Source organism: Pseudomonas sp. TJI-51 (assembly GCF_000190455.2).
Taxonomy (GTDB): domain Bacteria; phylum Pseudomonadota; class Gammaproteobacteria; order Pseudomonadales; family Pseudomonadaceae; genus Aquipseudomonas; species Aquipseudomonas juntendi.
Genome location: NZ_AEWE02000150.1, coordinates 1 through 12,650 on the forward strand (window position 1 = coordinate 1; position 12,650 = coordinate 12,650).

General features: G+C 63.1%; 11 protein-coding genes and 1 pseudogene. 10 read left to right on the plus strand and 2 right to left on the minus strand.

All coding sequences use genetic code 11. The features are described from left to right. Window positions 1–558: MCP four helix bundle domain-containing protein (locus G1E_RS25165; protein ID WP_177329620.1), on the minus strand; the 558-nt coding region annotated here is incomplete at its 3' end. 279 nt (window positions 559–837) lie between these two features. On the opposite strand from G1E_RS25165, the gene G1E_RS25170 reads away from it, so the two are divergent. From G1E_RS25170 to G1E_RS30335, 4 genes and pseudogenes are all read left to right on the plus strand, one after another. After that, the gene (locus G1E_RS25170; protein ID WP_009683367.1) at window positions 838–1,068 is read left to right on the plus strand and encodes a hypothetical protein; all 231 of its coding nucleotides are present in this window, start codon (window positions 838–840) and stop codon (window positions 1,066–1,068) included. Beyond that, the gene (locus tag G1E_RS25175; protein ID WP_029886391.1) at window positions 1,065–1,367 is read left to right on the plus strand and encodes a cell division protein ZapA; all 303 of its coding nucleotides are present in this window, start codon (window positions 1,065–1,067) and stop codon (window positions 1,365–1,367) included. Before G1E_RS25170 ends, G1E_RS25175 begins: the two co-directional genes overlap by 4 nt. Before the next feature lie 249 nt (window positions 1,368–1,616). Further along, window positions 1,617–2,645, plus strand: a pseudogene (locus G1E_RS30330) (cache domain-containing protein); the annotation flags it as partial. A gap of 135 nt (window positions 2,646–2,780) precedes the next feature. Continuing rightward, window positions 2,781–3,509, plus strand: coding sequence for a methyl-accepting chemotaxis protein (locus G1E_RS30335; RefSeq protein ID WP_370691378.1), 729 nt, complete (start codon window positions 2,781–2,783; stop codon window positions 3,507–3,509). Between the two features lie 106 nt (window positions 3,510–3,615). Here G1E_RS30335 and G1E_RS25185 read toward each other — a convergent pair whose 3' ends face one another. Next, window positions 3,616–4,656 carry a low specificity L-threonine aldolase gene (locus G1E_RS25185; RefSeq protein WP_009683371.1) on the minus strand — a complete coding sequence of 347 codons (1,041 nt, stop codon included), beginning with the start codon at window positions 4,654–4,656 and terminating at the stop codon, window positions 3,616–3,618. Window positions 4,657–4,998: 342 nt separating this feature from the next. Here G1E_RS25185 and G1E_RS25190 point away from each other — a divergent pair, with 342 nt between their 5' ends. From G1E_RS25190 to purU, 6 genes are all read left to right on the plus strand, one after another. Next, window positions 4,999–6,252, plus strand: coding sequence for a serine hydroxymethyltransferase (locus tag G1E_RS25190; RefSeq protein ID WP_009683372.1), 1,254 nt, complete (start codon window positions 4,999–5,001; stop codon window positions 6,250–6,252). 15 nt (window positions 6,253–6,267) lie between these two features. Beyond that, on the plus strand, window positions 6,268–7,518 hold the full coding sequence (locus G1E_RS25195) for a sarcosine oxidase subunit beta family protein (RefSeq protein WP_003255680.1): 1,251 nt from the start codon (window positions 6,268–6,270) through the stop codon (window positions 7,516–7,518). Window positions 7,519–7,532: 14 nt separating this feature from the next. Next, a complete protein-coding gene (locus G1E_RS25200) occupies window positions 7,533–7,868 on the plus strand; it encodes a sarcosine oxidase subunit delta (RefSeq protein WP_009683373.1) in 336 nt (111 codons plus the stop codon). Further along, window positions 7,865–10,879 carry a sarcosine oxidase subunit alpha gene (locus G1E_RS25205; RefSeq protein ID WP_047150218.1) on the plus strand — a complete coding sequence of 1,005 codons (3,015 nt, stop codon included), beginning with the start codon at window positions 7,865–7,867 and terminating at the stop codon, window positions 10,877–10,879. Before G1E_RS25200 ends, G1E_RS25205 begins: the two co-directional genes overlap by 4 nt. A 179-nt stretch (window positions 10,880–11,058) precedes the next feature. Next, complete coding sequence (locus G1E_RS25210; protein ID WP_009683376.1) at window positions 11,059–11,691, plus strand: sarcosine oxidase subunit gamma; 633 nt, start codon at window positions 11,059–11,061, stop codon at window positions 11,689–11,691. 12 nt (window positions 11,692–11,703) lie between these two features. Next, window positions 11,704–12,561: a formyltetrahydrofolate deformylase gene (gene purU, locus G1E_RS25215; RefSeq protein ID WP_009683377.1), complete on the plus strand. Its 858-nt coding sequence runs from the start codon at window positions 11,704–11,706 to the stop codon at window positions 12,559–12,561. The last annotated feature ends 89 nt before the right edge of the window (window positions 12,562–12,650 follow it).

A 12,650-nucleotide genomic window follows, 5' to 3' on the forward strand; every position in this document is an offset into this window, starting at 1 on the left:
AACAAATGGGGCGCACCTCATTTTGTAGGAGCGGCCTTGTGTCGCGATGGGCCGCAAAGCGGCCCCAGGTAGCAGGGTGTCCATGACCTTGTTCATCTGCTCGGAGTTGGCCATCAGGTCGCGGTTCAGCATGTCGCTCAGTTCATCGAGGCGGTTCTCCTGGCTGAGGGTGCGCATACGCGACTCAAGTTGGCGGTATTGGCTGAGCTGGTCGAAGGCTGCCTGTTCGTCGTCGGCGCGGATCATGGGCACGTAGGCCTCGCGGGCGCGGTCCATCTGGGCATTGCGCTGGTCGAGCAGGTTCAGGGTATCGCGCTGGGTCTGGGCATCGCGGTTGACTAGCAGGCGGTACGAGAGCGTGCGCATGCGCAGGTTCAGCCCGGTCAGCTCATCCAGAATCTTGATGCTCGGTACGTTGTCCTGCTCGATGACCTCGCCTGCCTGGCGGATGTTGCCCATTTGGACCAGCGAAAAGATGCCGAGGCCGAGCATCAACAGGCCAATCAACGCGAAGCCAAGTAGCGCGCGCGGGGCGATATTCATGTTGCGTAGAGACATGGCAGAAGGGTTCCAGGCAAGGAAGAGGAGGGGTGCTGGAGGTGCGACGAAATGGGGCTTGCCGGGCTATTGGACGTGGCCGCCGAGTCTTGAGTGCGGCTGCGAAATAATTATGAGGGCGCTAACCATTTCCTGACCGGCGGTTGACCCAGGTCGGAACAAGGGGGTGGTTCCTCTGTCAATCTGCGGGTCAGCAACCTTGTGAATCCGATATTTAATGGCGATGGGCGTCAGTTTTCTTTATCGTGTGCGCCCCTCGCAACAACCTGAGATAGACCCATGCTGGAAGCTTCCCTGAATCAAATCGAGCAACTGGTCAGCGACCTGATGCAGAAGAACGCTCAACTTGCCGAGCAGAACACCGCCCTTGGCCAGGAACTGGCCCAGGCCAAGGAAGAAAACGAAACCCTGCAGCTGTCGCTGATGGAGCAGGAAGAAAAGAACGGCGCCACCGCCGCACGCATCCAGGCCCTGGTTGAGCGCGCCAGTGCGGGCGTTGTCGGCGCATGAGATTGCAAGAGCAGCCGATCAATGTCGTGTCGATTCTCGGCATCGACTATTCGATCAAGGCGCCCGAAGGCCAGGAAGAAACCTTGGCCCAGGCGGTACGGATGCTCAACACTGCCCTTAACGAAACCAAGCGCCAGTACCCGACATTGATCGGTGACAAGCTGTTGGTACTGGCTGCCCTCAACCTTTGCTCCAGGCAGGTCGAGTTGCAGAAAGAACACCAGCAAACCCTGGCGCGCACCCAGGCGCAGATCGACGCGACCGTGGATGCCATCGTCCGCACAATCGCAGAGTCCTGATCAATCGTTTGGGCGCTACGCCCGCCTTTCGCGACACAAGGCCGCACCTACAGGGTTAACCCGACCCCTGTAGGAGCGGCCTTGTGTCGCGATGGTCTGCAAAGCAGCCCCAAGTTCCAGTGCATTGTCCCCAATGACTGGATTAACTGAATACTCAAGTGTATACACTTCTCGCAAAACAATAATGTTGCGGGGGGGTAGGGCATGGGTTTCTGGCGCAAGAGCATCCAGTGGCAATTGATAACCAGCATGGGTGGTGCCTTGCTGGCGAGCATCCTGGTGGTGGTCATCATCTTCACCGTGGCACTCAATCGCCTCACCGAGCGTTACCTGATAGATACCGCCCTGCCGGCCAGCATCGAGGCCATCCGCAACGAAATCGAACACATGCTGGGCCAGCCGCTGGTGGCAGCGGCGGACATTGCCGGCAATACCCTGCTGCGCGACTGGCTTGCCGCCGGTGAAGACCCCGCCCAGGTCCCGCAGTTTCTCGAATACCTCACGGCAGCCAAGCAGCGCAACCGGGCGTTCACCACCCTGTTCGTGGCGACCGAAACCGGCCATTACTACAACGAAAATGGCCTGGACCGAACCCTCGACCGCAGCAACCCCAAGGACAGCTGGTTCTACGGCTACGTCGACAGCGGTGCCGAGCGGTTCATCAACATCGATGTCGACGGCTCCACGGGCGAGCTGGCGCTGTTCATCGACTACCGCGTGGAAAAGAAAGGCCGGTTGGTCGGCGTGGCCGGTATGGGCCTGCAAATGACCGAACTGTCGAAACTGATCCACGACTTCAGTTTCGGCGAGCATGGCAAGGTATTTCTGGTGCGCAACGATGGCCTTGTCCAGGTGCACCCGGAAGCAGCGTTAAGTGGCAAGCGCCAGCTCGGCGAGCAGCTTGGCGCCCAGGCCGCCAAGGCGGTAATGAGCGGCGGCGCCAGCCTGCGCAGCGGCCGCTTCGAGCGTGACGGCGAACAATACCTGGCCTTTGGCTTGCCTTTGCGTGACCTGAACTGGACCTTGGTCGCCGAAGTGCCGGAAGCGGAAATTTACGCCCCCATGCAACAGGCGGTATGGCTGACCAGCCTGATTGGTGGCGCCGTGGCCCTGGTATCGTTGCTGCTGGTGGTGTTGCTGGCACGCGGCCTGGTGCGGCCGCTGCGGCGCGTCACCGCTGCGCTGGTGCAGATTGGCAGCGGTGCGGGCGACCTCAGCCAGCGCCTGGATGACTCACGCCCGGATGAGCTGGGCGACCTGGCCCGTGGCTTCAACCGCTTCCAGGGCAGCCAGCGCGACCTGATCGGCGAGGTACTGAATACTTCCGAGCGCCTGCACCGGGCTGTGGAGCAGGTGACACAGGTAGTGGACAACACCGCCGAGCGCTCTGGGCGCCAGCAAGACATGACCGCAATGGTCGCCACCGCCGTGCACGAGATGGGCCTGACCGTGCAGGACATTGCGCGCAACGCCGGTCAGGCAGCTCAAGCGTCGCAGGCGGCACGGGATGAGGCATTGCAGGCGCGCGAGGTGGTGCAGCGGTCGGTCCGGGGCATCGAGGGCATGTCGGGCGACATTGGCAAGGCCGCCGATGCAGTCAGCCAGTTGGCCGATGAAGTGGCCTCGATCGATGAAGTATTGGCGGTAATCCGCAGTATTTCCGAGCAGACCAACCTGTTGGCGCTGAATGCTGCCATCGAAGCTGCGCGGGCAGGGGACATGGGCCGCGGGTTTGCCGTGGTCGCCGATGAAGTACGGACGCTGGCCCGGCGCACGCAGTTGTCCACCGATGAAGTGCAGCAGATGATCCAGCGCCTCAAGCAAGGGGCAGGTTCTGCAGTGACTTCGATGCAGGCAGGGCAACAGGCGACGGGCGCCGGTGTGGAAGCGAGCCAGCGTACAGGGGCGTCGCTGGGTGCGATTACTGATCAGGTGGAGCACATCAGCGACATGAACCACCAGGTGGCTACGGCGACTGAAGAGCAGTCGGCGGTGACCGAGGAAATCAACCGCACGGTGCAGGGGATTTCCGATCTGGCGCGGGATACGGCGGCCGAGGTGCAAGGGTGCCGGGAGGAATGTCAGGCGTTGCGTAGCTTGGCTGATGACCTGGCGCGGCAGATGGGTGGGTTCAAACTTTAGTTGGGGGTTGGCCTCTTCGCGGGCTTGCCCGCTCCCACAGGTACTGCACAGCGCTCGAAGGCGGCGGTAACCCTGTGGGAGCGGGCATGCCCGCGAATGCAATCTGTCAGGCGGTGATTATGCTGCGGATATCCGCCGCCAGCTCACGCACCCGCTCTTGCTCGGTATCCCACGAGCACATGAACCGCGCCCCGCCGCTGCCAATAAAGGTATAGAACCGCCAGCCTTTGCCGCGCAGTGCTTCAATGGCGTGCTCCGGCATCTGCAGGAACACCCCGTTGGCCTCCACCGGGAACATCAGCTCGACCCCCGGCAAATCACTCACCAAAGATGCCAGCAGCTGCGCGCACTGGTTGGCGTGGCTGCCATGGCGCAGCCAGGCGCCACCTTCCAGCAGCCCCACCCACGGCGCCGACAGGAAGCGCATTTTCGACGCCAGTTGCCCCGCCTGCTTGCAGCGGTAGCCGAAGTCCTCGGCCAGCTGGCGGTTGAAGAACAGGATCGCCTCGCCCACCGCCATCCCGTTCTTGGTGCCGCCAAAGCACAGCACGTCGACGCCGGCCTTCCAGGTCAGCTCCGCCGGGCTGCAGCCCAGGAACGCGCAGGCATTGGTGAAGCGCGCGCCGTCCATGTGCAGGTTAAGGCCCAGTTCCTTGCAGGTGGCGCTGATGGCCCTGAGTTCGTCGGGGCGGTAGACCGTGCCGACCTCGGTGGCCTGGGTGATGGTGACCACGCGGGGCTTGGGGTAATGGATGTCCTGGCGCTTGAGCGCCACTTCGCGGATGGACGCCGGCGTCAGCTTGCCGTGCACGCTGGCTGCGGTCAGCAGCTTGGAACCGTTGGAAAAGAACTCGGGTGCGCCGCATTCGTCGGTTTCGACGTGGGCGGTCTCGGAGCAGATCACGCTGTGGTAGCTCTGGCACAACGAGGCCAGGGCCAGGGAGTTGGCGGCAGTGCCATTGAAGGCGAAAAACACTTCGCAGTCGGTTTCGAACAGCTTGCGGAAGTACTCGGCCGCGCGCTCGGTCCATTGGTCGTCGCCATAGGCGCGGTCGTGGCCGTGGTTGGCCTTCTCCATCGCCGCCCAGGCTTCGGGGCAGATGCCGGAATAGTTGTCGCTGGCGAATTGTTGGCTCTTGTCTGTCATGACACTACTGTCCTGTGAACGACGCAGATCAGCACTCTAAACCATCGATTCGGCGGTTGCCTATACAAGCTGTGCAACAGTCGGTTGCTGGGTTGCCTGCGCTGGCCGCTTCGCGGGCAAGCCCGCTCCCACAGGGCTACCTCAAGCCCTCAGAACACCGCCATACCTGTGGGAGCGGGCATGCCCGCGAACGGGCCGGCAGCAACGGCAAAAAAACGAATGTCGTAAACGCGCCATTGCAAGGCGTGCGCAGGCATCTGACCTACCCCGCCCAGTCATAACATCGCCACAAAGGGCCGCAGTGCCCCACGACAAAAAACGATCGCTGCCGGGAGATACACGATGTTCAGCAAGCAAGACCAGATCCAGGGTTACGATGATGCACTGCTGGCGGCGATGAATGCCGAAGAGCAGCGCCAGGAAGACCACATCGAGCTGATCGCCTCGGAAAACTACACCTCCAAGCGCGTGATGCAGGCCCAAGGCAGCGGCCTGACCAACAAATACGCCGAAGGCTACCCAGGCAAGCGCTACTACGGCGGCTGCGAGCACGTCGACAAGGTAGAGGCCCTGGCCATCGAGCGCGCCAAGCAACTGTTCGGCGCCGATTACGCCAACGTTCAGCCGCACTCCGGCTCGTCGGCCAACGGCGCTGTCTACCTGGCGCTGCTGCAGGCTGGTGACACCATCCTCGGCATGAGCCTGGCCCACGGCGGCCACCTGACCCACGGCGCCAAAGTGTCGTCCTCGGGCAAACTGTACAACGCTGTGCAATACGGCATCGACACCAATACTGGCCTGATCGACTACGACGAAGTCGAGCGCCTGGCCGTCGAGCACAAGCCGAAAATGATCGTTGCCGGTTTCTCGGCCTACTCCAAGACCCTGGACTTCCCGCGCTTCCGCGCCATCGCCGACAAAGTGGGCGCACTGCTGTTCGTCGACATGGCCCACGTGGCAGGCCTGGTCGCCGCTGGCCTGTACCCGAACCCGATCCCGTTCGCCGATGTGGTGACCACCACCACCCACAAGACCCTGCGTGGCCCGCGTGGTGGCCTGATCCTGGCCAAGGCCAACGAAGAGATCGAGAAGAAGCTCAACGCCGCGGTCTTCCCGGGCGCCCAGGGCGGCCCGCTGATGCACGTAATTGCCGCCAAGGCCGTGTGCTTCAAGGAAGCCCTGGAACCTGGCTTCAAGGCCTACCAGCAACAAGTGATCGAAAACGCCCAGGCCATGGCCCAGGTGTTCATCGACCGTGGCTATGACGTGGTGTCCGGCGGTACCGACAACCACCTGTTCCTGGTCAGCCTGATTCGTCAGGGCCTCACCGGCAAGGATGCCGACGCCGCCCTGGGCCGCGCGCACATTACCGTTAACAAGAACGCCGTGCCGAACGACCCGCAATCGCCGTTCGTGACCTCGGGCCTGCGCATCGGCACCCCGGCCGTCACCACCCGCGGCTTCAAGGTCACCCAGTGCGTGGCCCTGGCCGGCTGGATCTGCGACATCCTCGACAACCTCGGTGACGCAGACGTGGAAGCCGATGTGGCGAAGAACGTCGCGGCGCTGTGCGCTGATTTCCCTGTTTACCGCTGAGTGGAGTAAACGACAATGCAACGCTATTCGGGCTTCGGCCTTTTCAAACACTCCCTCAGCCACCACGAGAACTGGCAGCGCATGTGGCGCACGCCGACCCCTAAAAAGGTCTACGACGTGGTGATCGTTGGCGGTGGCGGCCATGGCCTGGCCACGGCCTACTACCTGGCCAAGGAACACGGCATCACCAACGTGGCCGTGATCGAAAAAGGCTACCTGGGCGGTGGCAACACTGCGCGTAACACCACCATCGTGCGCTCCAACTACCTGTGGGACGAGTCGGCCCACCTGTACGAGCACGCCATGAAGCTGTGGGAGGGCCTGTCCCAGGACCTCAACTACAACGTCATGTTCTCCCAGCGCGGCGTGTACAACCTGTGCCACACCCTGCAGGACATGCGTGACTCCGAGCGTCGCGTATCGGCCAACCGCCTGAACGGCGTGGATGGCGAGCTGCTGAACACCGCCCAGGTCGCGGCCGAAATCCCGTACCTGGACTGCTCGAAGAACACCCGCTACCCGATTCTTGGTGCCACCGTGCAGCGCCGCGGCGGCGTGGCCCGTCACGATGCCGTGGCCTGGGGCTTTGCCCGTGCCGCCGACGCCCTGGGTGTGGACCTGATCCAGCAAACCGAGGTGATCGGTTTCCGCAAGGAAAACGGTGCCGTCATCGGCGTGGAAACCAACAAGGGCTTCATCGGCGCCAAGCGCGTCGGCGTGGTCACCGCCGGTAACTCGGGGCACATGGCCAAGCTGGCCGGCTTCCGCCTGCCGCTCGAATCGCACCCGCTGCAAGCTCTGGTATCCGAGCCGATCAAGCCAATCATCGACAGCGTGATCATGTCCAACGCCGTGCATGGCTACATCAGCCAGTCCGACAAGGGCGACCTGGTGATCGGTGCCGGTATCGACGGCTGGGTCGGTTACGGCCAACGCGGTTCGTACCCGGTGATCGAGCATACCCTGCAAGCCATCGTCGAAATGTTCCCCAACCTGTCGCGCGTTCGCATGAACCGCCAGTGGGGCGGCATCGTCGATACCTCGCCGGACGCCTGCCCGATCATCACCAAGACCCCGGTCAAGAACATGTTCTTCAACTGCGGTTGGGGTACTGGCGGCTTCAAGGCGACCCCGGGTTCGGGCAACGTCTTTGCCGCGAGCCTGGCCAAGGGCGAAATGCACCCACTGGCTGCGCCGTTCTCCATGGACCGCTTCTACAACGGCGCACTGATCGACGAACACGGCGCCGCCGCCGTCGCCCACTAACCGGAGACACCGTCATGTTGCATATTTTCTGTCCCCACTGCGGCGAGCTGCGCTCCGAAGAAGAGTTCCACGCCTCTGGCCAGGCGCACATCGCCCGCCCGCTGGACCCGGCTGCCTGCTCCGACGAGGAGTGGGGTACCTACATGTTCTACCGTGACAACCCACGCGGTATTCACCACGAACTGTGGGACCACGTTGCCGGCTGCCGCCAGTACTTCAACGTCACCCGCGACACCGTGACCTACGAAATTCTGGAAACCTACAAGATTGGCGAAAAGCCGCAAGTGACCGCCAACGGTAAAGCTGCCAGCGCACCGTCCGCCGTCAAAGGCCAAGGGGAAAAAGTATGAGCCAGACCTATCGCCTCGCCAGCGGCGGCCGTATCGACCGCAGCAAGGTCCTGAACTTCACCTTCAACGGCAAGACCTACCAGGGTTATGCCGGTGACAGCCTGGCCGCCGCGTTGCTGGCCAACGGCGTCGACATCGTTGGCCGCAGCTTCAAGTACTCGCGCCCTCGCGGCATCATCGCCGCCGGTACCGAAGAGCCGAACGCCATCCTGCAGATCGGCTCCAGCGAAGCCACCCAGATCCCCAACGTGCGTGCCACCCAGCAGGCGCTGTATGCAGGCCTGGTCGCCACCAGCACCAACGGCTGGCCGAACGTCAACAACGACGTCATGGGCATCCTGGGCAAGGTCGGCGGCAGCATGATGCCGCCGGGCTTCTACTACAAAACCTTCATGTACCCCAAATCGTTCTGGATGACTTACGAGAAGTACATCCGCAAGGCAGCCGGCCTGGGCCGTGCACCGCTGCAGAACGACCCGGACAGCTACGACTACATGAACCAGCACTGCGACGTGCTGATCGTCGGTGCCGGCCCTGCTGGCCTGGCAGCAGCCCTGGCCGCCGCGCGCAGCGGTGCCCGGGTGATCCTGGCCGACGAACAGGAAGAGTTCGGCGGCAGCCTGCTCGATACCCGCGAAACCCTGGACGGCAAGCCTGCCGCCGAATGGGTCAGCGCCGTGGTCAAAGAGCTGGAAGGCCTCCCGGAAGTGACCCTGCTGCCACGTGCCACGGTCAACGGCTACCACGACCATAACTTCCTGACCATTCACGAGCGCCTCACCGACCACCTCGGCGACCGCGCCCCGATCGGCCAGGTACGCCACCGCGTGCACCGTGTGCGCGCCAAGCGCGTGGTACTGGCTGCCGGCGCCCACGAGCGCCCGCTGGTGTACGGCAACAACGACGTGCCGGGCAACATGCTGGCCGGTGCCGTGTCCACCTACGTACGCCGCTACGGCGTGGCCCCGGGCCGCAAGCTGGTGCTGTCGACCAACAACGACCACGCCTACCGCGCGGCGCTGGACTGGCACGATGCCGGCCTGCAAGTGGTCGCCATTGCCGATGCCCGCCACAACCCGCGTGGTTCGCTGGTTGAAGAAGCGCGTGCCAAAGGCATCCGCATCCTTACCTCCAGTGCCGTGATCGAGGCCAAGGGCAGCAAGCACGTGACCGGCGCCCGTGTGGCGGCGATCGATGTGCAGGCGCACAAGGTCACCAGCCCTGGTGAAACCCTCGAGTGCGACTTGATCGCCTCGTCGGGCGGTTACAGCCCGATCGTTCACCTGGCATCGCACCTGGGCGGTCGCCCGGTATGGCGTGACGACATCCTCGGTTTCGTACCGGGCGATGCGCCGCAAAAACGCGAATGCGTGGGTGGCATCAATGGCGTCTACGCCCTGGGCGATGTGATTGCCGATGGTTTCGAAGGCGGCGTTCGCGCGGCCACCGAAGCTGGTTTCAAGGCCACCGTTGGCACCCTGCCGAAAACCGTTGCGCGCAAGGAAGAGGCCACCGTGGCGCTGTTCCTGGTACCGCACGACAAGGGCACCAAAGGGCCGAAGCAGTTCGTCGACCAGCAGAACGACGTGACCGCCGCCGGTATCGAGCTGGCCACCCGTGAAGGTTTCGAGTCGGTCGAGCACGTCAAACGCTACACCGCGCTGGGCTTTGGTACCGACCAGGGCAAGCTGGGCAACATCAACGGCCTGGCCATTGCCGCCCGTTCCATCGGCATTACCATTCCGGAAATGGGTACCACCATGTTCCGCCCCAACTACACGCCGGTCACCTTCGGCGCGGTAGCGGGCCGCCACTGTGGTCACCTGTTCGAGCCCGTACGCTTCACCGCCCTGCATGCCTGGCACGTGAAGAACGGCGCCGAGTTCGAAGACGTCGGCCAGTGGAAGCGCCCTTGGTACTTCCCTAAGGCTGGTGAAGATATCCATGCTGCCGTGGCCCGTGAATGCAAGGCCGTGCGTGACAGCGTGGGCCTGCTGGACGCCTCCACCCTGGGCAAGATCGACATCCAGGGGCCGGATGCCCGTGAGTTCCTCAACCGCATCTACACCAACGCCTGGACCAAGCTCGACGTGGGCAAGGCCCGCTACGGCCTGATGTGCAAGGAAGACGGCATGGTCTTCGACGATGGCGTAACCGCCTGCGTCGGCGACAACCACTTCATCATGACCACCACCACCGGCGGCGCTGCACGCGTGCTGCAGTGGATGGAGCTGTACCACCAGACCGAATGGCCAGAGCTGAAGGTGTACTTCACTTCGGTCACCGACCACTGGGCCACCATGACCCTGTCCGGCCCCAACAGCCGCAAGCTGCTCAGCGAGCTGACCGACATCGACATGGACAAGGAAGCCTTCCCGTTCATGACCTGGAAGGAAGGCAACGTAGGCGGTGTACCGGCGCGGGTGTTCCGTATTTCGTTCACCGGCGAGCTGTCGTACGAAGTGAACGTGCAGGCCAACTACGCCATGGGCGTGCTGGAACAGATCATCGAGGCGGGCAAGAAGTACAACCTGACCCCGTATGGCACCGAGACCATGCACGTTCTGCGCGCCGAGAAGGGCTTCATCATCGTCGGTCAGGACACCGACGGCTCGATGAACCCGGACGACCTGAACATGAGCTGGTGCGTAGGCCGCAACAAGCCGTTCTCGTGGATCGGCCTGCGTGGCATGAACCGCGAAGACTGCGTGCGTGAAAACCGCAAGCAGCTGGTGGGCCTGAAGCCGATCGACCCGACCAAGTGGCTGCCGGAAGGCGCCCAGCTGGTATTCGATCCCAAGCAGCCGATCCCGATGGACATGGTTGGCCACGTGACCTCCAGCTATGCGTCCAACTCGCTGGGCTACTCGTTCGCCATGGGCGTAGTCAAAGGCGGCCTCAAGCGCATGGGCGAGCGCGTCTACTCGCCGCAGGCGGATGGCAGCGTGATCGAGGCGGAAATCGTGTCTTCGGTGTTCTTCGATCCGAAGGGTGAGCGGCAGAACGTTTGACTCCGGGCCCTGTGGGGGCAGGCCAGGCCCAATCGCCGGCAAGCCAGCTCCCACAGGATCGATGCAGCTTTGAAGGTTGGTGAGTTCCCTGTGGGAGCTGGCTTGCCGGCGACAGGGCCGGTAGCCCCAACACAAACGCTGCGTCGCATCGACGAACCAGAATTCAAGGCAGGTAAGAAATGAGCGCTATCAACGTCTTCCAGCAAAACCCCGGCGCCGAGGCCAAGGCCCAGTCGCCACTGCACCACGCCGACCTGGCCAGCCTGGTTGGCAAAGGCCGCAAGAACGCAGGCGTAACCCTGCGCGAAAAGAAGTTTCTCGGCCACCTGACCCTGCGCGGCGATGGTCATGACCCGGAATTCGCCGCGGGTGTACACAAGGCCCTGGGCCTGGAGTTGCCTGTAGCGCTGACCGTGGTGGCCAACGGCGACACGTCGCTGCAATGGGTCGGCCCCGATGAGTGGCTGCTGATCGTGCCTGGCGGCCAGGAACTGGCGGTCGAGCAAAAGCTGCGTGCAGCCCTCGAAGGCCAGCACATCCAGGTGGTCAATGTGAGCGGCGGGCAAAGCCTGCTGGAACTGCGCGGCCCCCATGTACGTGAAGTGCTGATGAAGTCCACCAGCTATGATGTTCACCCGAACAACTTCCCGGTGGGCAAGGCCGTCGGCACCGTGTTCGCCAAGTCGCAACTGGTGATCCGCCGTACTGCCGAAGACACCTGGGAACTGGTGATTCGCCGCAGCTTCGCCGACTACTGGTGGCTGTGGCTGCAGGACGCTTCGGCCGAGTACGGCCTGAGCATCGAGGCTTAAGGAGCGCAGAACATGAGTCGGGCACCGGATACCTGGATTCTCACCGCCGACTGCCCGAGCATGCTCGGCACCGTCGACGTGGTGACGCGTTACCTCTTCGAGCAGCGCTGCTACGTGACGGAGCACCACTCCTTCGACGACCGGCAGTCGGGGCGTTTCTTCATTCGCGTGGAGTTTCGCCAGCCGGACGATTTCGATGAAGCCGGCTTTCGCGCCGGCCTTGCCGAGCGCGGCGAAGCGTTCGGCATGGTGTTCGAGCTGACCGCCCCGAATCACCGCCCCAAAGTGGTGATCATGGTGTCCAAGGCCGACCACTGCCTGAACGACCTGCTGTATCGCCAGCGCATTGGCCAACTGGGCATGGACGTGGTCGCGGTGGTGTCCAACCACCCCGACCTCGAACCCTTGGCGCATTGGCACAAGATCCCGTATTACCACTTTGCCCTCGACCCCAAGGACAAGCCTGGGCAAGAGCGCAAGGTGTTGCAGGTCATCGAGGAAACCGGTGCCGAGCTGGTGATTCTTGCGCGCTACATGCAAGTGCTGTCGCCTGAGCTGTGCCGGCGCCTGGACGGCTGGGCGATCAACATCCACCACTCGTTGTTGCCGGGTTTCAAGGGCGCCAAGCCATATCACCAGGCGTACAACAAGGGGGTGAAGATGGTCGGTGCCACGGCGCACTACATCAACAACGACCTCGACGAAGGGCCGATCATTGCCCAGGGCGTCGAGGTGGTGGACCACAGCCATTACCCGGAAGACCTGATCGCCAAGGGCCGCGACATCGAATGCCTGACCCTGGCGCGGGCGGTGGGGTATCACATCGAGCGGCGGGTGTTCCTCAACGCCAACCGGACTGTAGTTCTGTAATAACCTGTACCGGCCTACAGGTATTGCTTGAACTCAAAGCCAGCGCACTACCTGTGGGAGCGGGCAAGCCCGCGAAGCAGGCGACGCGG

Excerpts from the sequence above, each read along its gene's own strand:
- G1E_RS25170 (WP_009683367.1), top strand. The coding sequence starts at position 838 with ATGCTGGAAGCTTCCCTGAATCAAATCGAGCAACTGGTCAGCGACCTG.
- G1E_RS25175 (WP_029886391.1), top strand. The coding sequence starts at position 1,065 with ATGAGATTGCAAGAGCAGCCGATCAATGTCGTGTCGATTCTCGGCATC.
- G1E_RS25190 (WP_009683372.1), top strand. The coding sequence starts at position 4,999 with ATGTTCAGCAAGCAAGACCAGATCCAGGGTTACGATGATGCACTGCTG.
- G1E_RS25185 (WP_009683371.1), bottom strand. The coding sequence starts at position 4,656 with ATGACAGACAAGAGCCAACAATTCGCCAGCGACAACTATTCCGGCATC.
- G1E_RS25200 (WP_009683373.1), top strand. The coding sequence starts at position 7,533 with ATGTTGCATATTTTCTGTCCCCACTGCGGCGAGCTGCGCTCCGAAGAA.
- G1E_RS25210 (WP_009683376.1), top strand. The coding sequence starts at position 11,059 with ATGAGCGCTATCAACGTCTTCCAGCAAAACCCCGGCGCCGAGGCCAAG.
- G1E_RS30335 (WP_370691378.1), top strand. The coding sequence starts at position 2,781 with ATGGTCGCCACCGCCGTGCACGAGATGGGCCTGACCGTGCAGGACATT.
- G1E_RS25205 (WP_047150218.1), top strand. The coding sequence starts at position 7,865 with ATGAGCCAGACCTATCGCCTCGCCAGCGGCGGCCGTATCGACCGCAGC.
- G1E_RS25195 (WP_003255680.1), top strand. The coding sequence starts at position 6,268 with ATGCAACGCTATTCGGGCTTCGGCCTTTTCAAACACTCCCTCAGCCAC.
- purU (WP_009683377.1), top strand. The coding sequence starts at position 11,704 with ATGAGTCGGGCACCGGATACCTGGATTCTCACCGCCGACTGCCCGAGC.